The 20425-nt window shown below is 66.0% G+C and carries 22 protein-coding genes; 5 read left to right on the plus strand and 17 right to left on the minus strand.

Annotated features, from left to right (window positions below):
* The first annotated feature begins 1 nt into the window (after nt 1).
* From GWI72_RS13670 to GWI72_RS13680, 3 genes are all read left to right on the plus strand, one after another.
* Complete coding sequence (locus GWI72_RS13670; RefSeq protein ID WP_161708946.1) at nt 2–1627, plus strand: MFS transporter; 1626 nt, start codon at nt 2–4, stop codon at nt 1625–1627.
* 131 nt (nt 1628–1758) lie between these two features.
* Nucleotides 1759–2577, plus strand: coding sequence for an alpha/beta fold hydrolase (locus GWI72_RS13675; RefSeq protein WP_161677023.1), 819 nt, complete (start codon nt 1759–1761; stop codon nt 2575–2577).
* Nucleotides 2578–2630: 53 nt separating this feature from the next.
* Entirely contained in the window at nt 2631–3320 is a 690-nt protein-coding gene (locus tag GWI72_RS13680) for a pirin family protein (RefSeq protein WP_161708947.1), read from the plus strand.
* 579 nt (nt 3321–3899) lie between these two features.
* On the opposite strand, the gene GWI72_RS13685 is transcribed toward GWI72_RS13680, so the two are convergent.
* From GWI72_RS13685 to cbiE, 4 genes are all read right to left on the minus strand, one after another.
* A complete protein-coding gene (locus GWI72_RS13685) occupies nt 3900–4535 on the minus strand; it encodes a hypothetical protein (RefSeq protein WP_209000112.1) in 636 nt (211 codons plus the stop codon).
* A 560-nt stretch (nt 4536–5095) separates the two neighbouring features.
* Nucleotides 5096–5383 carry a DUF7660 family protein gene (locus GWI72_RS13690; RefSeq protein ID WP_161708948.1) on the minus strand — a complete coding sequence of 96 codons (288 nt, stop codon included), beginning with the start codon at nt 5381–5383 and terminating at the stop codon, nt 5096–5098.
* A 350-nt stretch (nt 5384–5733) separates the two neighbouring features.
* Entirely contained in the window at nt 5734–6495 is a 762-nt protein-coding gene (cobM, locus tag GWI72_RS13695; protein WP_161708949.1) for a precorrin-4 C(11)-methyltransferase, read from the minus strand.
* Between the two features lie 20 nt (nt 6496–6515).
* Nucleotides 6516–7823 (minus strand): precorrin-6y C5,15-methyltransferase (decarboxylating) subunit CbiE, encoded by a 1308-nt coding sequence (gene cbiE / locus GWI72_RS13700; protein WP_390806508.1) that lies wholly within the window; start codon nt 7821–7823, stop codon nt 6516–6518.
* Between cbiE and GWI72_RS13705 the strand changes: the two genes are divergently transcribed.
* Nucleotides 7816–8586: a cobalt-precorrin-6A reductase gene (locus GWI72_RS13705; RefSeq protein ID WP_244314243.1), complete on the plus strand. Its 771-nt coding sequence runs from the start codon at nt 7816–7818 to the stop codon at nt 8584–8586. The genes cbiE and GWI72_RS13705 overlap by 8 nt on opposite strands.
* Here the strand turns inward: GWI72_RS13705 and GWI72_RS13710 are convergent.
* The 13 genes from GWI72_RS13710 to GWI72_RS13770 all read right to left on the minus strand — a co-directional run bounded on the left by GWI72_RS13710 (nt 8550) and on the right by GWI72_RS13770 (nt 19300).
* Complete coding sequence (locus GWI72_RS13710; RefSeq protein WP_106752530.1) at nt 8550–9314, minus strand: precorrin-3B C(17)-methyltransferase; 765 nt, start codon at nt 9312–9314, stop codon at nt 8550–8552. The genes GWI72_RS13705 and GWI72_RS13710 overlap by 37 nt on opposite strands.
* Nucleotides 9311–10054: a precorrin-2 C(20)-methyltransferase gene (locus GWI72_RS13715; protein WP_161676774.1), complete on the minus strand. Its 744-nt coding sequence runs from the start codon at nt 10052–10054 to the stop codon at nt 9311–9313. The genes GWI72_RS13710 and GWI72_RS13715 overlap by 4 nt, the downstream gene beginning before the upstream one ends.
* An 11-nt stretch (nt 10055–10065) precedes the next feature.
* Nucleotides 10066–10698, minus strand: coding sequence for a precorrin-8X methylmutase (locus tag GWI72_RS13720; protein ID WP_161708951.1), 633 nt, complete (start codon nt 10696–10698; stop codon nt 10066–10068).
* Entirely contained in the window at nt 10695–12032 is a 1338-nt protein-coding gene (gene cobG / locus GWI72_RS13725) for a precorrin-3B synthase (protein WP_161708952.1), read from the minus strand. Before cobG ends, GWI72_RS13720 begins: the two co-directional genes overlap by 4 nt.
* The gene (cobF, locus tag GWI72_RS13730) at nt 12029–12817 is read right to left on the minus strand and encodes a precorrin-6A synthase (deacetylating) (RefSeq protein ID WP_348272677.1); all 789 of its coding nucleotides are present in this window, start codon (nt 12815–12817) and stop codon (nt 12029–12031) included. Before cobF ends, cobG begins: the two co-directional genes overlap by 4 nt.
* A gap of 170 nt (nt 12818–12987) precedes the next feature.
* The gene (locus tag GWI72_RS13735) at nt 12988–13656 is read right to left on the minus strand and encodes an aquaporin (RefSeq protein WP_161708954.1); all 669 of its coding nucleotides are present in this window, start codon (nt 13654–13656) and stop codon (nt 12988–12990) included.
* A 12-nt stretch (nt 13657–13668) separates the two neighbouring features.
* A complete protein-coding gene (locus GWI72_RS13740) occupies nt 13669–14166 on the minus strand; it encodes an arsenate reductase ArsC (protein WP_161676779.1) in 498 nt (165 codons plus the stop codon).
* A 10-nt stretch (nt 14167–14176) separates the two neighbouring features.
* Nucleotides 14177–14509, minus strand: coding sequence for an ArsR/SmtB family transcription factor (locus GWI72_RS13745; RefSeq protein ID WP_161676780.1), 333 nt, complete (start codon nt 14507–14509; stop codon nt 14177–14179).
* 165 nt (nt 14510–14674) lie between these two features.
* Entirely contained in the window at nt 14675–15409 is a 735-nt protein-coding gene (locus GWI72_RS13750; RefSeq protein WP_161708955.1) for a response regulator transcription factor, read from the minus strand.
* A gap of 331 nt (nt 15410–15740) precedes the next feature.
* Nucleotides 15741–17066, minus strand: coding sequence for a flagellar protein export ATPase FliI (gene fliI / locus GWI72_RS13755; RefSeq protein WP_161708956.1), 1326 nt, complete (start codon nt 17064–17066; stop codon nt 15741–15743).
* Nucleotides 17053–17781: a hypothetical protein gene (locus tag GWI72_RS13760; protein WP_161708957.1), complete on the minus strand. Its 729-nt coding sequence runs from the start codon at nt 17779–17781 to the stop codon at nt 17053–17055. The genes fliI and GWI72_RS13760 overlap by 14 nt, the downstream gene beginning before the upstream one ends.
* Nucleotides 17778–18503: a flagellar basal-body rod protein FlgF gene (gene flgF / locus GWI72_RS13765; RefSeq protein ID WP_161676784.1), complete on the minus strand. Its 726-nt coding sequence runs from the start codon at nt 18501–18503 to the stop codon at nt 17778–17780. Before flgF ends, GWI72_RS13760 begins: the two co-directional genes overlap by 4 nt.
* Before the next feature lie 5 nt (nt 18504–18508).
* Nucleotides 18509–19300: a DUF1217 domain-containing protein gene (locus GWI72_RS13770; protein ID WP_161708958.1), complete on the minus strand. Its 792-nt coding sequence runs from the start codon at nt 19298–19300 to the stop codon at nt 18509–18511.
* Nucleotides 19301–19526: 226 nt separating this feature from the next.
* On the opposite strand from GWI72_RS13770, the gene motA reads away from it, so the two are divergent.
* Complete coding sequence (gene motA, locus GWI72_RS13775) at nt 19527–20423, plus strand: flagellar motor stator protein MotA (RefSeq protein ID WP_161676786.1); 897 nt, start codon at nt 19527–19529, stop codon at nt 20421–20423.
* The last annotated feature ends 2 nt before the right edge of the window (nt 20424–20425 follow it).

Raw genomic sequence — 20425 nt, forward strand, 5'->3', positions numbered from 1 at the left:
GATGACCGACGCCTCATCCACACCACCGGTCCGCAGCAGTGCCTTTGCCCCCCTCAGGCAGCGCGTCTTCCTGATCCTCTGGCTGGCGACGATCATCGGCAACGCGGGAAGCTTCATCCGGGATACGGCCAGCGGCTGGCTCGCCACGGATCTCAGCACCTCCCCGGCCGCCATCGCCGCCGTGCAAGCGGCCGCGACCCTGCCGGTCTTCCTGTTGGCGATCCCGGCCGGCGTCCTGTCGGACATCCTCGACCGGCGGCGGTTGCTGATCGTGATCCAGGTGTTGCTGGGCCTGGTCAGCCTGACGCTGATGCTGCTGTCGGCGGCCGGCGCACTCACGCTGACGGGACTTGTCGCGCTGACGTTTTTCGGCGGCATCGGCGCGGCCCTGATTGCACCGACCTGGCAGGCGATCGTTCCCGAGCTGGTGCCCCGGACAGACCTGCGTTCCGCCGTGGCGCTGAATTCGCTCGGCCTCAATGTGGCGCGCGCCATCGGTCCGGCCGCAGGCGGTCTTCTGATCACCTTCGCGGGGGCAACGGTGACCTATGCGGTCGACGTTGCGACCTACGGGATCGTGATTGCCGCGCTGGTCTGGTGGCCGCGCAAGGGAAAGGCGAGCGATCCGCTGGCGGAGAGCTTCGGCGGCGCCTTCCGGGCGGGTCTGCGCTACGCACGCCGCAGCAAGGACCTCCATGTCGTGCTGGCGCGCGCGGCTGTCTTCTTCCTCTGCGCCAGCGCGGTCTGGGCCCTGCTGCCGCTCATCACCCGCGATCTTCTGCAAGGCAGTTCGGGCCTCTATGGCCTGCTGCTCGGCGCGGTTGGTCTTGGCGCGATCGGGGGCGCGCTGGCTCTGCCAACGCTGCGGCTCCGGTTCAGTTCTGACAGCCTGATGCTGCTGGCTGCGCTGGTTGCCGCATCCGTCATGATCGCCCTGGCGGCGGCCCCACAGCCGGCCATCGCCCTCGCGCTGCTCGCCCTGCTGGGCGCTGCCTGGATTACAGCGCTGACCACCTTGAACGGCACGGCGCAGTCCGTGTTGCCGGACTGGGTCCGGGGCCGGGCGCTGGCGGTCTATCTGACCGTCTTCAACGGCGCGATGACAGCCGGCAGCCTCGCCTGGGGCGGCGTCGCCGAGGCAACAGGTCTGGGCACGGCCCTGCTTCTTGCCGCTGCTTGCCTCGTGCTGACCGGCACCCTGTTCCACCGTCTCCGCCTGCCGCGCGGCGAAGCGGACCTGACACCGTCCAACCACTGGCCGGACCCCCTGGTCGCCAGCCCTCTGGCCGAAGACCTGACCGGCGACGCCGCAGCGGACCGGGGCCCGGTGCTGATCACCATCGCCTACAAGGTGACCGCCGCCGACCGGGCAGCGTTTCTGGCGGCCATCCATCGCCTGTCGACCAGCCGGCGCCGCGACGGGGCCTATGCCTGGGGCGTGATGGAAGACGTCGCAGATCCGGAAACCCTGCTGGAATGGTTCTTCGTCGCCTCCTGGGCCGAACACCTGCGCCAGCACCGGCGCGTTGCCTCACCGGACGCGGATCTCCAGCGCGAGCTTCTGCGCTTCCACGCCGGCGACAGCCCGCCGGAGGTGAAACACCACCTTGCCCTCCCGCCAACCTGAAGGAGCCTCCCATGGTCCTCGACCTCACCCGCCGCCAGACCCTGATCGGCGCAGGCGCTCTCGCCCTTTCCCTCGGCCTGCCCTTTTCCGGCAGCGCCACCCCCCAAGCAGCAGACACAGGAGACATCGCGATGACTACGATCACCACCAAGGACGGCACGAAGATCTTCTACAAGGACTGGGGCACCGGTCAGCCCATCGTGTTTTCCCACGGCTGGCCGCTGTCCGGCGACGCCTGGGACGCGCAGATGCTGTTCTTCGGCCTGAACGGCTACCGCGTCATCGCCCACGACCGGCGCGGCCATGGCCGCTCCGATCAGCCCTGGACCGGCAACAACATGGACCAGTATGCCGACGATCTCGCCGAGCTGATCGAGCAGCTGGATCTCAAGGACGTCATCCTCATCGGTCATTCGACCGGCGGCGGCGAGATTGCGCATTATGCCGGCCGGCATGGCACGTCGCGCGTCGCCAGGATGGTTCTCGTCGGTGCCGTTCCGCCGATCATGCTGAAGACGGCGTCCAACCCGGAAGGCACGCCGATGGAGGTGTTCGACGGCATCCGCCAGGGAACCGCGCTGAAGCGCTCGCAGTTTTTCCTGGACCTGACGGTCCCCTTCTACGGCTTCAACCGGGATGGCAATCCGGCCCAGCCGGGCCTGCAGGAAAAGTTCTGGCTGCAGGGCATGGCCGGCAGCATCAAGGGCCATTACGACTGCATCCGCGAATTCTCCGAGGTCGACTACACCGAGGACCTGACGAAGATCGACGTTCCCACCCTTGTCCTGCATGGCTCCGATGACCAGATCGTGCCCATTGCCGCGTCTGCCGAGAAGGCCGTCAAGCTGCTGAGCAAGGGCACGCTGCTTGTCTATGAAGGCAGCGGGCATGGGCTGGCCGAGCTGGAAGCGGAGCGCTTCAACAAGGATGTGCTCGCGTTCATCCGCTAAAGCATCAAGAATGACACCCGGCCGGACCCACCCGGCCGGGCAAGGACCCATCCATGACGTTGCTGATCCATGAGAACATGAGCCGCGGGCGCAGCCGGAAGGGCTGGCTCGACAGCTTTCACACCTTTTCCTTCGGCGAGTTCCGCGATCCCAAGCGCATGGGCTTCCGGGCGCTGCGCGTGATCAACGAGGACTGGATCATCCCCGGAGCCGGCTTTGCCTGGCACGACCATGCCGACATGGACATCCTAACCCTGGTGCTGAAGGGCAAGGTGCGGCACGAGGACAGTCTTGGACACAAGGGCGAGACAGCGGCGGGCGAGATCCAGCTCATGCGCGCCGGCAGCGGCATCTCGCATTCGGAGATGAACGGAGCCGAAGGCGAAACCACGCATCTGCTGCAGATCTGGATCATCCCGGACAAGGCCGGCGAAACGCCCGGTTATCAGCAGGCCTCTCTCCCCACTGACGGACCGCGCGTGCTGCTTGCCGGTCCGGCCGGCAGCAGCGCGCTGACGGAGCTTGGTTCGGACACGCGCGTCACCCTGCTGCGAACTGAAGAGGGCGGGACAACACCGGTCAGCCCGCAGCCCGGGCGAGGCGTCTTCCTGCAGATCATCGAGGGGCTGGCGGAGATCGACGGTGAAAGGCTGACCGCAGGTGACGGTCTGCAGATCGATCAGACCGCCCCTGACATCCGCTGGCTGACAGACGGACAGGCGCTGCATTTTGACCTTGCATGAAGCTTGGACACCTGCATCACACCGGCTCGAAAACGCCAGTGAAGGGGGCATCCGGCCAAACTAATCGCCAGACAATGCCACTACCAACATGCTTGAACCACTTTTCTGACAAAGACGTAGAACCAGCGTAATGACTCGAAATCGAAATTTCTTCAGCTATTCCTGCGGCGATTTGCGTGTTTATCCATTCAACAAAGCGGTCGAACTCCGCATATGATCTGAAGTCGTGGATCGGAACCCAGGGGTAAGCTGCAATTTTACTATCCATGCCTGATCGACTCGTTGAAGACGAAAAACAATTGTCGCACCCAGGCCGTGGCCGGTGACTGGTTCGGTGTCCATACTCGCGCCACCATGGGGGCCGCGCCATGGGCAGACGAACACCCCTCAAGACCTTCATTAACGCCCGAAAAGCCCCGCAAAAAGCCGAGGGACAGACCCTGACATCCAGACACAAACAGGCATCAGTGCAACCAGAAACCCGAGCCGCCTGAACACGCTTCAAAACGCGGCACTGTCGGGTGAGTACCGTCTCTGTACATTCTGTACATTTAAGACGCTCGAAAACCGCACTAAAAATCAGTCATCAAAGACAAATTTTATCTGAGCGCCATCGGTCAATTCTTTAATTTGAATGGCAATATTTGCCCTAAATTTCATCCCTTCTACAGAATCAAATAAGTACAATTTGTCCAAATTAAACGCACCGCCCGCTACAAACGGTATCTTTGGCAATAAACGCTTCTTTGTTGGAAGAGGGCCATTCTGCTGCTGCCATTGATGCGCCAATGGATAACCGGTAAGCATTTGATAGTCGGTGATGATTGCTTTTGCCCAGCCTTCCATGTCGTCAGCCAAATAATCTAGCGCTCCTGTTTCTGGGTCGAACGTATAAATCAGATTGTCTTTGATGCAAAACTGCCCACCGAAAATATCTTCTGCAAAAAACAAACAGCCGTCGGCCAATTCCTTGTATGCACTGCGCCACAAAGTACTTTCGTTCCAATCGCCGAGACAAATTTCCTGCGAACTCGAATGCGTTGGGAAGACGTGTAAAGCGCTTTCCAACGCATAAAATCCGTTACGCCGGCGCAGCATTCCCAATAAATCATCGGTTAATTGGCCTGCGAAGCCACGCAATTTCACGGATATTTCCGGTTCATGCTCACTAAGACATGAACTTGCGTTCGACAGTAATTTTTCCAAACTGGTCATCATCTAATCTAAGACCTTTATTCTAATCCTGGTTCCATCGGGCAGATCTCGACATTGGCCACCAATACAGGTGCCTGTCGCCCGACTGTCACTAGATTTGACGTGTCTTACAGAATCCCCTCGGCTTTCCTCCTAGATGTGATTTCTGAGAAGGTTGTTCATCCGAATTGAAAGCCTGAAGGTGTTTGCGACCAAACATCCACCGGAAGGTTTCAAGGATGAACAACCTTCTCAGAAATCACAGCTCGTTCTGCCGACCTTGGATTCGATGGCCGTGACTCCATCGGGGCCGCACCGTGCGAGGCGGGACATTGCTGCAAGCCTTCACCGACTGGCCGAGAAAACATCCCGTAGCGCGGCAGCCAATCCCAAGGGAGAGGTACCAACAAGGTCCGCAGCACAGGGTTCAAACCAACCAGAAACCCGAGCCGCCTGAACCCGCCGCAAAACGCGGTACTGTCGGGTGAATACCGTCTCTGTACAGTCAGGCACTTCGCCGCGAATGCATAGAATAACCGCCGTACAAAGCGGTCATCAGCCAAATGCAATAGGTAGGTTCGCTATTCGTAGTGCTTGGCCGCAAGCATCATCTCTGCAACATTCTTCCAGTTGAGGAGGAGTGTCACCGGAAGGCTATTGTTCTGGTAGTACCCATCCATGTCCTGCACCCAGGCAGCAAGCGCTTCAAGGAAGCCGTCAAGGGTTGTATTCTGCCAATCATCAGGAGATGATTTCAGATCACGCCGCAATGCTCCAATGAACTCAATGAAATCATCGCGCGTTTCCACCGCGTTAACCTTCTCATTCAAATCCATATCACTCGCCTCTAATTCCAATCGAAGCGTCATCGTTCTGCGTCGTCAACTTCCAAGCCTCTCGAAATTCTTCTAGAGGCGTAGCCTTCCCATATGGCATTCCTATATCAGCGCGGCGGAATGCTTCGAGCCTTCGGTTGTCGAGACTAAGCAAATTCCATTCTTCTCAACCAAGCGAATGGCAGGGACCTGATCTGCTTTCAACGCACCACTTCGGAACGCATCTACCATCTCTTGAATCGAGCCAGCTCGCCTAAATGTACCCTTGGCGCCGTTCTGGCTGAAACGCAGGTCAATGGGCTTGTTACCCCCCGCCCAACTGCCACTGCTGCTACCGTTTGCACAAACCCGAGCAGCTCCTGGACCGGCTTTGCGCGCTCCCCTTACTCACCCCGGCCGCGGAAGCGGCGTTGGTAGGCGGTGTCGTAGAGGGCGCTTTCGCGGAAGTCTCGGGCACCGAGGCCGTGGCCGACGAAGATCAGCGCCGTGCGCTCGATCGGGTCGGCGGCGACCTTGGCGGCGATGTCGGCGAGCGTGCCGAGGATGATCCGTTCGTCCGGCCAGGATGCCTTGACGACAATGGCGACCGGGCAGTCGGCGCCATAGAGCGGGGTCAGTTCCTCGACCACCTGATCCAGCGCATGGATTGCCAGATGGATCGCCAGCGTTGAACCGGTTGCGCCGAAGCGGGTGAGCGTCTCCTCGTTCGGCATTGGCGAGGCGCGGCCGGAGACGCGGGTGAGCACGAGGCTCTGTGCCACCGCCGGGATGGTGAGCTCACGCCCGAGCGCGGAGGCGGCGGCGGCGAAGGCCGGGACGCCGGGGGTCATGGTGTAGGAGATGCCATTCTTCTCCAGCCGGCGGATCTGCTCGGCCACCGCGCTCCACACAGAAAGATCGCCGGAGTGCAGCCGGGCCACGTCCTGCCCGAGTTCGGACGCGCGCACATATTCCGCCTCGATCTCGTCCAGCGACATCGGTGCGGTGTCGATGATCCGCGCCCCGTCCGGGCAGTATTGCAGGAGCTCCGGCGACACCAGCGAACCGGCATAGAGGCAGACCGGGCATTTGCCGATGAGATCGCGGCCCCGCACGGTGATGAGATCAGCTGCGCCGGGACCGGCGCCAATGAAGTGAACGGCCATGGGATTTCCTCGTGACGGATCTAGCTTGAAACGGGGGCGTCAGACGACGGCGCGGGGCTCTCGGGATCCGGCTTGATCCAGACCCATTGCGTGATCGGCATGGCCGGTCGCCAGGCCGTCATGCTGCCGACAGGCGCGGCGCGGGCGATCTCGAGCCGCGTCAGGCTGCCGCCGAGCCTTGCGTGAAGGGCGAGCAGCACGGCTTCCATCTCCAGCGTCACGGCGTTGGCGACCAGTCGGCCACCGGCTTTCAGCGCGGCGCAGGCCGTGTCCATGACGCCGGGCTCCGAGCCGCCGCCGCCGACGAAGATCGCATCGGGACTGGCCAGCCCCTGCAGCGCCCCGGGCGCGGTGCCCTGCACGAGCCGCAGGGACGGCACGCCGAACCGGGCGGCGTTGCGCAGCAGACGGGCAGCGCGCTCGGGATGGGCCTCGATGGCGGTGGCGGTCAGCGAGGGGTCCGTGAGCATCCATTCGATGGCAACCGAGCCGGAGCCGGCGCCAATGTCCCACAGGTGCTCGCCGCGGCGGGGCGCCAGCGCCGACAGGGTCAGCGCACGGATCTCGCGCTTGGTGATCTGGCCGTCGTGCTCGAACAGGCTGTCCTCGCGGCCGGCGGCGAGCGGCAGGACGCGGGCCCCGGCGCTGGCGGCGACCTCGAGCGCGCAGACATTGAGGCTGTCGATGTCTGTGAGGCGGAAGCCCTCGGCCACAGTCGTGGTCACGCGCTCGCGCGGGCCGCCCAACGCTTCCAGAACGGTGAGCCGGGTGGCGCCGAAGCCCTCGGCGACAAGCAGAGCGGCGAGGTCGGCGGGGCCGGCGGCATCGGAGGTCAGCGCCAGGACGCGGCTGCCGGGCTGCAGATGCGGCCGGATCAGGTCAAGCGGGCGGCCATGCAGGGAGACGCAGACCGTGTCCTGCAGCGGCCAGCCGAGGCGGGAGGCGGCAAGGCTGAAGGAGGACGGGGCGGGATAGCTCCGCATCTCGGCCGCCGGAATGCGGCGCGACAGGGTGGCCCCGACGCCGAAGAGGAACGGATCGCCCGAGGCAAGCACGACGACGGACCGGCCCCGGGCCGCCAGGATGTCCTCCACCGAGCGCTCGAAGGGGCTCTGCCAGCTCCGCGCCTCGCCCCGGATCGCCGACTGGGCGAGGTCCAGATGGCGCTGGCCGCCGAACACCAGCTCGGCCCGGGCAAGCTCCGCCTTGGCAGCCTCGCCGAGCCCGGCTAAACCGTCTTCACCGAGGCCGATCAGGATGAGCCAGGGAGCGCTACAGGACGGCGAATCCGCCGCTGGCGGCAGGGGGAGTTGGTCAGGCTTGGACACGCGTCACATCCTCGTTCTGGCGGGCACGACCGAAGCGCGCGAGCTGGCCGAACAGCTTGCGCCGCGCCGCGACATCGCGCTCATCCTGTCGCTCGCCGGGCGCACCCGTGATCCCCTGCCCCTGCCGGCCCCGACCCGGACGGGCGGCTTCGGCGGGGCGGAGGGACTGGCGGCCTATCTCAGCCAGCATGCCATCGACGTGCTGATCGATGCGACCCATCCCTTTGCCCGGCAGATCACGCAGAACGCCGCGACAGCCGCAAGGCTGGCCGGTGTGCCGCTGATCCGGCTGGAGCGGCCGGCATGGACGGCCGAACCGGGCGACCGGTGGCAGCCGGTTGCCTCGGTCGAGGCGGCCGTGGCGGCCCTCGGGACTGCGCCCAAGCGCGTGTTTCTGGCCATCGGCCGGCAGGAGGCAGCGGCCTTCGAGGCGGCGCCGCAGCATCGGTATCTGGTGCGCAGCGTCGATCCGGTGGAGCCGCCCTTGCAGTTGCCGCAACTGGAAACGCTGCTGTCGCGCGGGCCCTTCGATGAGGCGGCCGAGGAACAGCTCCTGCGCGCGCGGCAGATCGAGGTGATCGTCTGCAAGAACAGCGGCGGCGCGGCCACCTACGGCAAGATCGCCGCCGCGCGGACCCTTGGCCTGCCGGTGGTGATGATCGAGCGGCCAGCGCCGGTCACGGCCCTCAGGGCCGGGACAACGGCGGAGGCGGTCGCGCTGCTGGATCATGGCCTGGGCCTGCCGGCAAAGCGCGGTGTGTAGACGAGATCCGGCCGGCCCGGGCGGGCAATGACGCGGGTCTCGGGCGAGCCCACCATGACGCAGGTGGCCATGTCGGCCTCGGCCGGATCGGCCGCCGCCAGCGTGCTGACGACGATCCGCTCGTCCGGACGGCCGGCAGCGCGGCCAAAGATCACCGGCGTCTCGCCCGGCAGCACGGTGCGCAGGATGTCGAAAGCCCGGCCCAGCTGCCAGGGCCGCGCCTTGCTGATCGGATTGTAGAAGGCCATCACCAGCCCGGCCTCGGCCACCAGCTGCAGGCGGCGCTCGATCAGGTCCCAGGGCTTCAGGTTGTCGGACAGGGAAATGGCGCAGAAGTCGTGGCCGAGCGGTGCGCCGATGCGGGCGGCGACCGCCAGCATGGCGGTGAGGCCGGGAACCACGACCAGCTCCAGCGCGCGCCAGGCCTCCGGCCCATGCTCGATCGCCTCGCAGACGGCGCTGGCCATGGCAAAGACGCCCGGGTCCCCGCCGGAGACGACGCAGACATTGATGCCCTCGGCGGCGCGGGCGAGGGCCGCACGGGCGCGGGCGAGTTCCTCACGGTTGTCGGAGGCGACCGCTTTCTGGTCAGGCCTGAGGTTCAGGCGTTCGATGTAGGGAAAGTAGCCGTAGAACTCCTGCGACACCGCGACGGCGCGCAGGGCCTCCGGCGTCATCTGCTCCGGATTGCCGGGTCCGGTGCCGATGACATGGATGACGCCCGTCATGGCTGCCCGCTCCAGCCCGGCACGAGGATCAGCGAGAAATAGGGCGCGCTGTCGTCCGGCTTGTCGGCCAGACGGGTGGAGCTGGAGGTCGGCATGGTGCCGCGCTCGACATAGATCGCGTCCTCCAGACGGCCGGCGGCGGCCAGCGCCCGGCGCACCTTGGGCAGGTTGCGGCCGAGCTTCATGATGACGGCGCCTTCCGTGTCCTTCAGGCGGCGCACCAGTTCGGCTTCCGCCATGGTGCCGGGCAGGACGGTCAGCACGTCGTCACCCTGCACGATCGGCACACCGGCGAGCGACCAGCAGCCGGACATGGCGGTGATGCCGGGGATGACCTCGACGGGGAAATGCGGCGCGAGGCGCACATGCATGTGCATGTAGGAGCCATAGAACAGCGGGTCGCCTTCGGAGAGCACGGCCACGGTGCGCCCGGCGCGCAGATGCTCCGCGATGGCGGCGGCCGAGGTCTCGTAGAACGCGGTGATCTGGCTCTTGTAGGCGTCCTCTTCCTTGTCGATCTCGGTGGTCACCGGATAGTAGAGCGGCAGCTCGATGATGTCGGGCTTGATGCGCGCCTCGACGATGCCGCGCCCGTTGCCGCGCCGGCCCGCCTTGGCGAACCAGGCCAGAACATCCGCCTCTTCCAGTGCCCGCGCCGCCTTCAGCGTCAGCAGCTCCGGGTCCCCCGGACCCGTTCCCACGCCATACAGCCGGCCGATCTTGTCACTCGCCTCAGTCATCGTCAGATCCATCACAGTCCGGGCCGCGCCAGGGAATTGAGGGCAGCGGCCGTCATCGCGCTGCCGCCCAGCCGGCCGCGCACGATGGCGTAAGGCACGCCATAGGAATTCTCCGCCAGCGCATCCTTGGATTCGGCCGCGCCGACAAAGCCGACGGGCATGCCCAGGATCGCCGCCGGCTTCGGTGCCCCGTCGCGCAGCAGTTCAAGGAGGTAGAACAGGGCCGTCGGGGCGTTGCCGATGGCAACGACCGCACCCGCCAGACGAGGAAGCCAAAGCCGCAGGGCCGCCGCCGAGCGGGTGTTGCCGATCTCCTCGGCCAGCGTCGCGGTCTGCGGGTCGCGCAGGGTGCAGATCACCTCGTTGCCAGCCGGCAGGCGGGCGGCGGTCACCCCGCGCGCGACCATCTCGGCGTCGCAGAAGATCGGAGCGCCCGCTTCCAGCGCACCGCGCGCGGTTTCGACAAAGCCCGGGCCGAAGTCGAAATGCTGCGCCGCCTCGACCAGTCCGGCGGCATGAATCATGCGCACGGCGACGTCGGCCTCGGCTTCGCTGAAGCGGCTGAGGTCGGCCTCCGCGCGGATGATGGCGAAGGACTTCACATAGATCGCCTGACCGTCCTTGATGTAGTCGTAGTCTGTCATGTCTCGTCTTTGATGAGGGCGCGGAGCCCGTCCGGCCCCAACTGGGTGATCTGGGTGGCGGCGCTGTCCGAACCGGCACGCAGGCGCGTGTTCAGCCGGCTCAGGGCCGGGCCGAGGTCGGCGGGGGCAAGCACGGCCACCGGAGCGTCGCCGGCCCGGCCACCAACGACCAGCGCGATGCCGCCGGGCGTTCCGGTGAGGCCAAGGGACGCGGCAGCGGGATGGGCGCAGCCCTTGCCGCAGCCGGAAAGATGCAGCGTCAGCGATCCGTCGAGCAAGGCCGGCGCTGTGGTGACGAGCAGGTCGGTGAGCGCGCGCGGGTCGATCAGGCCGGAGCCGCAGCCACGCTGCCCCGGACAGGCGACGATGTGATTGCGCGGGTCCGCCGGGTCAACGATCAGACCGGCCGCCTGCGCCAGCGCCGCAGCCTCGTTCGCCCGTTCCGGGGCAATCCCCAGCACCAGCAGGGCGTGGCCGGGGGCAAGACGAACCTCGCTCGCGCCGAGCCGTTCCAGCCCGTCGAGCCAGGTGACCAGCGCCTCGGCAGCGATCCGGCCAAAGGGCAGGCGCACGCCCTGCACGGCGAGGCCGCCCGCGGTGAGGACCCCGACCGGAGCCGGCGACGGGATCGCCTGCGGCGGCGGCAAGGTGGCTGACCGGGCGAGCGCAGCCGGATCAAGGTCGCGGCCCCGGGCGGCGGGGCCAAGCGCCGTAAGGGCCGAAAGCAGCTGGAGAACCGCCGCGACGGCCTCACTTTGCGGGACTTCAGCGAGGGCATGCGCAGACAGGGCGTCACCCGCCAGCCCGATGCGCCAGAGCACCGCGCCGTCGCGGCGGACCGCATCGAGGCGGATGTCGGCGACCTGACCCGAGAGGTTGAGCAGGCCGCCGCCGTCGACCACGACAGCCAGCTTGGGCGCGAGCCGCAGGGCCTCGCCCTCAGCCATGACGGCGGCGCGAAGGGCTTCCGCCAGCGGCCGGCCATCGGCGATTTCGCTTGAGTCGAGGCCCGCGAGCGGCGGGGTTTCGATGGCAAGGCCGGCGTGGCTGTGGAGCCCGGCGTCGGCGAGATCCTGCGCCAGCTGTCCAGCGCTGTTGCGGGTCAGGCCCCGGATCTGGAGGTTGCCCCGCGCGGTCACATCAAGCAGGCCGTTGCCATGCGTCTGGCTCAGGGTCGCCAGCCGCAGCCAGGCCTTAGGGGCGTAGCCGGGCGCGACGGGCCGGAGACGCGCCAGCAGGCCGTCGCCGGTTTCCATCGGCGTTGCAAGTGTCGGACAGGCCCCCCGGCGTTCGGGCGGGCGCGCTGCCGTGGCAAGGGGCTGAGCCACGCTCATGCCGCCTCCCCGTCCGAATCCGCTTCGGTCGCGCTGGCGCGGATCAGGTAGATGTCCATGATCCAGCCATGCTCGGCCCGGGCAGCGGCCCGCGTGGCGGTGATCTCGCCGGCAATGTCGCCCAGACGTCCCTGACGCAGGATCTGCATGGGTGTGCCGAGGTAAGCGCCCCAGGTGAGGGTCGCATCCCGGTCGGCGACAGAGTTGAAGGCCTGGACACCGTCGAGCATGACGGCTACGTCCGAGGCGCCCTCCGGCCAGCCGTCGGCAAGACGGCGTCCGGTGGTGATCGTCACCGGCGCGCCGATGCGGTTGAGCGGCATGCGGTGTTCGGCGCAGAGCACCTGCAGGCTGGTGATGCCGGGAATGACGTCGTGGTCGAAGGACACCCGTGCCCGCGCCGTGAGCCTGTCGATCAGCCGCAGGGTGCTGTCGTAGAGCATCGGATCGCCCCAGACGAGCAGGCCCACGGTCTCGCCCTCCGCGACCTCGGACAGGAGCAGGTCTTCGTAAATGGCGGCAATCGCGTCGTGCCAGTCGTCGACGGCGGCACCATAGTCGCCATCGGCGCGGCGCTTCGGCACGGCGTAGTGGACGAGCCGCGGCATCGGGCCGGTGATGAAGCGGGTGCAGATTTCGTGGCGCAGCTCGGCGAGGAAGGCCTTTTCCTCGCCCTTGGTGGGCACGAACAGGACGTCACAGGAATTGAGCGCGTCAATTGCCTGAATGGTCATGTGGTCGGGATTGCCGGAGCCGATCCCGATGACGCGAATTCGCCTGCTCACTGCCTTCTCCCGTGCGCCCATCGCGCTGCCGGCCTGCGTCCCGGTTTGGGTCCCGCACGTCTGTGTTTAGAGGCAGTTCCTGCAGATTGCCAGTGCGATGACCGACGGCAAATGGTCGAATCCCGAAACCGGGACGGGCCCTGCGACGGTCTGCCCGCCGCAGGGTCGTGTCAGGCTTTGGCGCGTCCGCCAAGGAACCAGGAGGCAAAGGCCAGCGCCAGCAGCGCGCCCGCCACCTCGGCCAGGATGAAGCCGGGAAGGTCCAGCGGACGGATGCCGGAGAACGTGTCGGTGAGCGAGCGGGCAATGGCGACCGCCGGGTTGGCGAAGCTGGTCGAGGCCGTGAACCAGTAGGCGGCCGTGATGTAGAGGCCCACCAGCGCCGGGATCGCGTCGGCCTTGAACCGCAGGCCGAACAGGATGGTGAAGACGAGGCCGAAGGTCGCCACCACCTCGGCGATCCACTGCGGCAAGCCGGTGCGCACGGTGCTCGACAGCTCGACCAGCGGCAGCGCGAACATGGCGTGTGCCACGATGGCCCCGACGCAGCCGCCGACGACCTGCGCGAGGGTGTAGAAGACCGCATCAGCCGCCTTGAGGTCTCCGCGCAAGGCGAAGACCAGCGAGACCGCAGGATTGAAATGCGCTCCGGACACCGGCCCGAGACAGGTGATCAGCACCAGCAGGATGGCGCCGGTCGGCAGGGTGTTGCCGAGAAGCGAGACCGCGACGTCATCGCTGAGACGGTCGGCCATGATGCCGGATCCGACCACGGTTGCGACCAGCAAGGCGGTGCCCAGCACTTCGGCGACGAGGCGCCGGGAGAGATCAAACTGCACGAGAAGGCTCCGTCAGCTGGTAGTCTTGCCGATGTCGGCGAGCTTCTGCTTCAGCGACAGGCCGTCCAGCGTCTCGATCGGCAGGCTGGTGAACAGCGTGATGCGGTTGCGCAGCATGCGATAGGCTTCGGAGAAGGCCAGCATCCGGTCTGCCTCGCTGCCCGTGGCGGCGGCCGGGTCCGGCACGCCCCAGTGCGCGGTCATCGGCTGTCCCGGCCACACCGGGCAGGCCTCGGCGGCCGCGCTGTCGCAGACGGTGAAGACGAAGTCCATCTTCGGCCCACCTTCGACGGCAAACTCGTCCCAGCTCTTGGACCGGGCGAAGGACGTGTCGTGACCAAGCTTCTGCAGCAGGGCCAGGGACATCGGGTGGACCTCGCCCTTGGGCTGGGACCCGGCCGAGAAGGACCGGAAGCGGCCCTTGCCCTCGGCAATCAGGATCGCCTCGGCGAGGATCGACCGGGCGGAGTTGCCGGTGCACAGAAACAGGACATTGTAGGTCGACGACATTGCTTGAACCTCAGCAGCCACAGCCAACCTGCCGGATCAGAGGCTGGCACAGTTCGGGTTTGCCGCCGCAGCAATCCTCGACCAGATACCCGAGCAGATCCTGCATCCCGTCCATGCTGGCGAAATAGCGGATCGCGCGACCTTCCCGCTGGTTGCGGATGAGGCCGGCCGAGACCAGGATCGAGAGGTTTGCCGACAGCGTGTTCTGGCGGACATTGAGCGCCTCGGCCACCTCACCAGCCAGCATGCCGTCCCGGCCGGAGCGAACCAGCAAGCGGAAGACATCCAGGCGCGTTTCCTGGGAGAGGGCAGCGAGTGCCTCGAGGGCGGCTTTTTTATCCATATTTCCAGATTACTCGATATATTGAAGTGTTCAAGCAAAAAAAGCCGCCCGCGGCCTGTTGGGGCTTGGCCGGGGCGGCAGTCGCGTCAGCTGTCAGGGCGCGAAGGAAAGGGAAGGGCCGGCGGCGCCGGCGCGGGAGGCTGGGCGCGGAAGACGCAGCTCCTGTCAGACGCGCTCGAGCACGCGGCGGCTTTCGGCCACCCGCACCGGCGCTTCAAGTGCGGGAACCTGGGCCTTGAGCATGTAACCGATGTAGCGCTTGGACTCGACCGGATCATAGCCGAGGCGGTCCTTGAGCTTCTTGCGCAGCTTGGAGACATGGCTTTCGACCACGCATTCGTCGACCTCCTCGTTCATGAGGCCATACACTGCGTTGTAGATCTGGGTCTTGGTCACCCGGCGACCGTGGTTGCGGGCCAGATACTCCAGGATCCGGCGCTCCCGGCGCGGCAGCTCGAACACCTCGCCGCCGATGACCGGATCGCGGCCGTCGAAGAAGACGCGGATCTGACCGATTTCCAGGTTGTCCGCTTCCCGCATCGTGCGACGGCGGATGGCACCGACACGGGCAAGGATCTCACGGACATGGATCGGCTTGCGCAGCACGTCGTCCACGCCGCAGGCAAACAGCTCCAGCGTCTGGTCGAGGCTCGGCCGCTCGTCCAGCGCCAGGATGGGAGCATCGTCACACCGGGTGCGGACCATGCGCGGAAAGTCCGGACGCTCGACGCAATCGCCCAAAAGGAAGGCCTCGATGGAGGCCAGATCGTCTTCGGACGCCGTCTTCACCCACTCGGGCAGCTCTGCCGGCGACAGCGCGAGGCAGGCAAACCCCTCGCGCTCGAAACCGGACACATATCCGGCGGTGACGATTTCCCGCTCATCAACGATTACGAACATGGTGTTTTCCCCAACACAGCCTTGTTGATAAATCCCTATTGGGTCCAGGCTTCCGGGTCAAACATCACGTTCAACGGTCAGACCGCTACGTGAAAACACAGATTAAAGAGCGCTAATCTTTCCGTTACAATAAAATACAATGTTTCAAATTTACAATTTTATTCCAATTTTTATCATGTTTTATCTTTTTTCTCCTGAAAAACACAGGAAATTTGCTCGCTCTTTGATGGCGTTTATAGCGGGATTTCTTGCAGCGATCAAGTGCCGGGCAGCACCGGGCGCACCGGACCGTCTCGTCCGGGCCGGTCTGCGTCGCACGCACAGGACAAGATCACCCTTGCGAGAGCGCGCGGGCCAGCTCGGTGAAGGGGTCGCCAGACTGTCGGGCGCGCACGTCCTGGCGCAGGAATTCGTAGATGCGCGGAACCAGCAGGCAGGCCTTGTCGAGGGCTGCGTCGCTGCCCTGCTGGTAGCCCCCCATCAGCCGCAGGTCCCGCGTGTCCTCGAAGCGGGAGATCATCGCCTTGAGACGCATGATCAGTTCGCGCTCCTCGGAGGTCCAGGCATGCTGCGACAGGCGGGAAACGGAGGCGAGAACATTGACGGCCGGATAGCGGCCGGCATCGGCGATGGAACGGTCTAGGACGATGTGACCGTCGAGCACTCCGCGCAAGGTGTCGGCGACCGGATCATTGTGATCGTCGCCGTCGACCAGCACGGAAAAGATGCCCGTGATGGCCCCGCCCTGCCGGGCACCGGGCCCGGCGCGCTCCAGCAGCCGCGTCAGGTCGGAGAAGACGGAGGGCGTGTAGCCGCGGGCCACGGGAGGCTCGCCGGCGGCCATCGACACGTCGCGGGCCGCATGGGCGAAGCGGGTGGCGGAATCGATGATGAGCAGGACCGACTGGCCAAGATCGCGGAAGTATTCGGCGACGCTCATGGCCGTGCGCGGCGCAAGCCGGCGCATCATTGCGCTCTCGTCGCCGGTGGCCACCACGATCACGGACCGTTCCAGCGCCTCACCCAGAACATCCTCGACAAACTCGCGCACCTCGCGCCCGCGTTCGCCGACCAGACCGACCACGACCGTGTCGAAGTCCGTGGAGCCGGCCAGCATGGCCAGCAGCGTCGACTTGCCGACGCCCGAGCCCGCGAAGATCCCCACGCGCTGGCCGACGCACAGCGGGGTGAACAGGTCGATGACCTTGACCCCGGTCCGGACCGGACGGGTGACGCGCCCGCGCTCCAGCGTCTGCGGCGGCTCGCGGTCCAGGAGCATGGCCTCGGCGCCATTGAGCAGGGGGCCCCGGTTGTCGGCCGGCCGCCCCAGGGCATCGACAACGCGGCCCTTCCAGCTCTCGTCCGGATGGACGGTCAGCGCGCCCTTGCGATAGGCGCGGGCGCCGATGCCGATGTCGGCATGGGGCTCGAAGGGCTTGACCATGACGTCGGTCTCGTCAAGGCGGATGATTTCGCCGCGCCGCTCGCCGGCCTTGCCGGACAGGGTGACCAGGTCACCGAGGCAGACGGTTCTGGACAGGCCGGAGACACGGATCGCGCTCGGCGTGACCTGCGTGACGCGACCACCGATGCGAACGGGATCCACCTCGGCGGCAGCGGCGGAGACGGCAAGCGCCATCCGGTCAAGTGCGTGCATTTCGGATCAGGTCCTCGTGACGGAGACGCAGGTCGTGCAGGACCTCCGCCGGCAGGCGGTTGTCGGGATGGGCGAGCAGTCCGTCCAGCCGGGCGCGTGCGGCCGCCGGCCCGCCGAGCGGATCGGACACCGGAACGGCTGCATCCACCGCCATCCTGTTCGCGCCCGTCACCTCGGAGTGCGCCCGCACGGCGGCAATCCGCATGCCGAGGAGATCCGCGGGGGCCCCGGATGCTGCCGCGAGGGCTGCGGGCTGCGGATCGGCCTTCAGGCCGGGTGGCGGGACGACCGGCTTGGGACGCGGCGACGGCGCGGAACCGCCCGGTGCGGCCAGGGAGGCCGATGCCGGTCCATCCTGGTCCGCGGCCTGCGCTCCGGGCGATGCCTCCGAGGCCATCGAGGTCCGCGCCAGACTGTAGCCGAGCATCCCGGCCATGCCGACGGGACCGCCCAGCGCGAGGCCGTAAAGCGCTCCGCCGGCATGGCGGACCGGCTCGGACATCGCATCGCCGGTCAGGGAGCGATAGAGATCGCCGAGCAGCGGAACGTGCTGCAGCGGATTGATGAGATCGACCAGATCGGCAAAGCCCAGGGTCTCCCCGGCCGCGGAGGTCGCTGCCACACCGGGCGCGCCGGACACGGGACGCGACCGATCGATGTCGGCAGGAAGCGCGGCGCGGAGCGGCTGGGATGTCAGGGCAGCAACGGCGGTCACGCGGGCTCTCCGAGGTCGCGGACGGCCAGGCCCTGGGAATCATGGCTGGTCTCGATCATCTTCGAGGCCGCGTCGAACGCCCGCGTCAGCATGATGAGCTTGGTCATCTCGCGGATCGGATTGATGTTGGAGGCTTCGGTGTAGCCTTGCACCACGCCGTCCTGCACAAACTCCTGGATCGGTTCCGCAGGACGGTCCGGGATGACGGCCGAGTTCTCGAAGCGGCGCAGTTTCGCGTCGTCAGGGATGCGGAACAGCCCGATGGAGCCGACCTGTTCCTCGCCCTGGGTGATCGCGCCATCCCGCCCGATGTTGGGACTGCCGTTGTCCGGATTGAGCTGGATCGGCAGGCCGCCGGCGTCGAGGATGTCGTAGCCGTTGAGGGTGCGCAACATGCCGTCGGTGTCGATCTGCATGCGACCGTCGCGGGTGTAGGCAATCGTCTCGCCAGCCCGGATCGCCAGCCATCCCTCCCCTTCGACCGCCACATCGAGGGCGTTGTCGGTGCGGGTGAGGCCGCCAGCCTGCCGCGAGATGAAGGTCTCGCCGCTGGAGGCGAAGCTGACCGGGTCCTTCGCTGCCTGCGACAGCATCTCGGCAAACTTCACCTCGTCAGCCCGGTAGCCGACGGTGTTCATGTTGGCGAGGTTGCGTGCGACCGTGTCCAGCCGGTTGGACAGGGCGACCTGGGCCGAAAGGGAGACATAGAGGGCAGACTGCATGATGTTCAGAACCCACCGAGCTTGAAGGACTGGATGCGCGCCAGGAGATCCTGGCCGATGCCGCCGGCCGCGCCGGCAGCGGAATTGAGGATCACCGCCGGCGAGGCTGCGGCGGCCGGGCCGCCATTCTGCAGATCCCACATGGTGGCGAAGCGCTTGAGAAACATGTCGAGCTTGGCCGGGTCCTTGAAGTCCTCGAACTTGACCCGGTTGGTGATGACGGCCGCCTGCTTGTCGATGTTGGCGGCGGCAAACTCCTTCGGCAGTCCCAGCGCGGTCAGCACCACCTGCTGCAGGGCGCGGTCGGCGAGCACCTCGTAGGGGTTCTTCAGCGATCCGGCCTTGCGGGCGAAGTAAAGCGCCAGGCGGACGGCTTCGTTGCTTTCGCCGCTCTGCACCTCGAGCGTCTGGCGGACATAGGCGTCCACGATCGGTTTCTGGGTGCGGCTGAACGTGGTTGTGGTGGCGCCGTAGCGGGAGAAGTTGAAGGTCTTGACGAACTCCGCGTAGCGCTTGTCGGCCAGCCGGTTGGCAAAGCTGTCGCGCTTGTCCACGCCGCCTTCCAGCGCCTTCTTCATGAAGGCCTTGGCGTAGGTCATGTCCTCGAGCCCCATGGCCTTCATGGCGAAGGCATAGACACGGTCATTCTCGAGAAACTCGTCGATGCTTTTGATCGAGCCGATCGTCTTCAGATAATAGGCGCTTTCACGCGCGACCTGAGGATCCTGGGCGGTGACCTTGAGCGACCGGTTCAGGTTGCCCGTCACCATCTGGTACTGCAGCAAAGTGCTGATCATCGACTTTGATCCGTCTGTGGGGTCCCGAGGCAGGTCCGCCTGCCGGAGCGCGGCGCAACCACGGGGGCCGTCGCCTTGAACTGCCCTGCACTCTGCGCAGCGAGGCTTGCGCCGGGCTGGACCGGATCCTCCCGATAGCCAGCAAAGCGACCGACAGCTTCGGGCAAGCCTCGCCTCCTAGCCTCCTGCCATCGACGTCAACCACGCACCAAGCAGGAGCTGGCAGGTGACAATCATTCTGGGTCTGATCATCGCAGCGGTTTCGCTGATCGGCGGGTTCGCTGCCATGGGCGGCAAGGTGACCGTTCTCTGGCAACCGTGGGAACTGGTCATCATCATCGGCATCGCCATCGGCACGTTCTTCGTTGCCAATCCGATGAAGGCGATCCTGGACACGCTGCGGGCCTCCCGCGAGGCCGTGTTCAACTCCGTGCCGCGCAAGCGCGATTATCTCGACCTGCTGGCGCTGCTCTATGCGCTGATGCGCGAGCTGCGCTCCAAGGGCCGCAACGAGGTCGAGCCGCACATCGAGAACCCGCAGGATTCCGAGATCTTCCGGGCCTTCCCGACGGTCTATCGCAACCGCGGCCTGTCGACCTTCGTCTGCGACTACTTCCGTCTGATCATCGTCGGCAATGCCCGGGCGCACGAGATCGAGGCGCTGATGGACGAGGAACTGCAGACCATCCACCGCGACCAGATGAAGCCCTACTATGCGCTCTCGGCCCTGGCCGAAGCGCTGCCCGCCATCGGCATCGTGGCTGCGGTGCTCGGGGTCATCAAGGCGATGGGCGCCATCGACCAGTCGCCGCAGATCCTCGGTTCGCTGATCGGCGCCGCCCTGGTCGGCACCTTCGTCGGCATCTTCCTGTCCTATGCGCTGGTCGCCCCGGTGGCCCACAAGGTCAAGGGCGTGCGCGAGTCCCGGCTGCGCCCCTACATCATCGTCAAGCAGTCCCTGCTGGCCTTCATGAACGGCGCTCCGCCGCAGATTGCCCTCGAGCATGGCCGCAAGACCATCTCTGCCGGCGACCGTCCCACCATCGATGAAGTCGAGAACGAAACCATGAACTCCGGCGGCGCGGCCTCTGACGGCGTCCAGGACCTGAAGGGAGCGGCCTGAGC

The organism is Pannonibacter sp. XCT-53, assembly GCF_009915765.1.
GTDB lineage: Bacteria > Pseudomonadota > Alphaproteobacteria > Rhizobiales > Stappiaceae > Pannonibacter > Pannonibacter tanglangensis.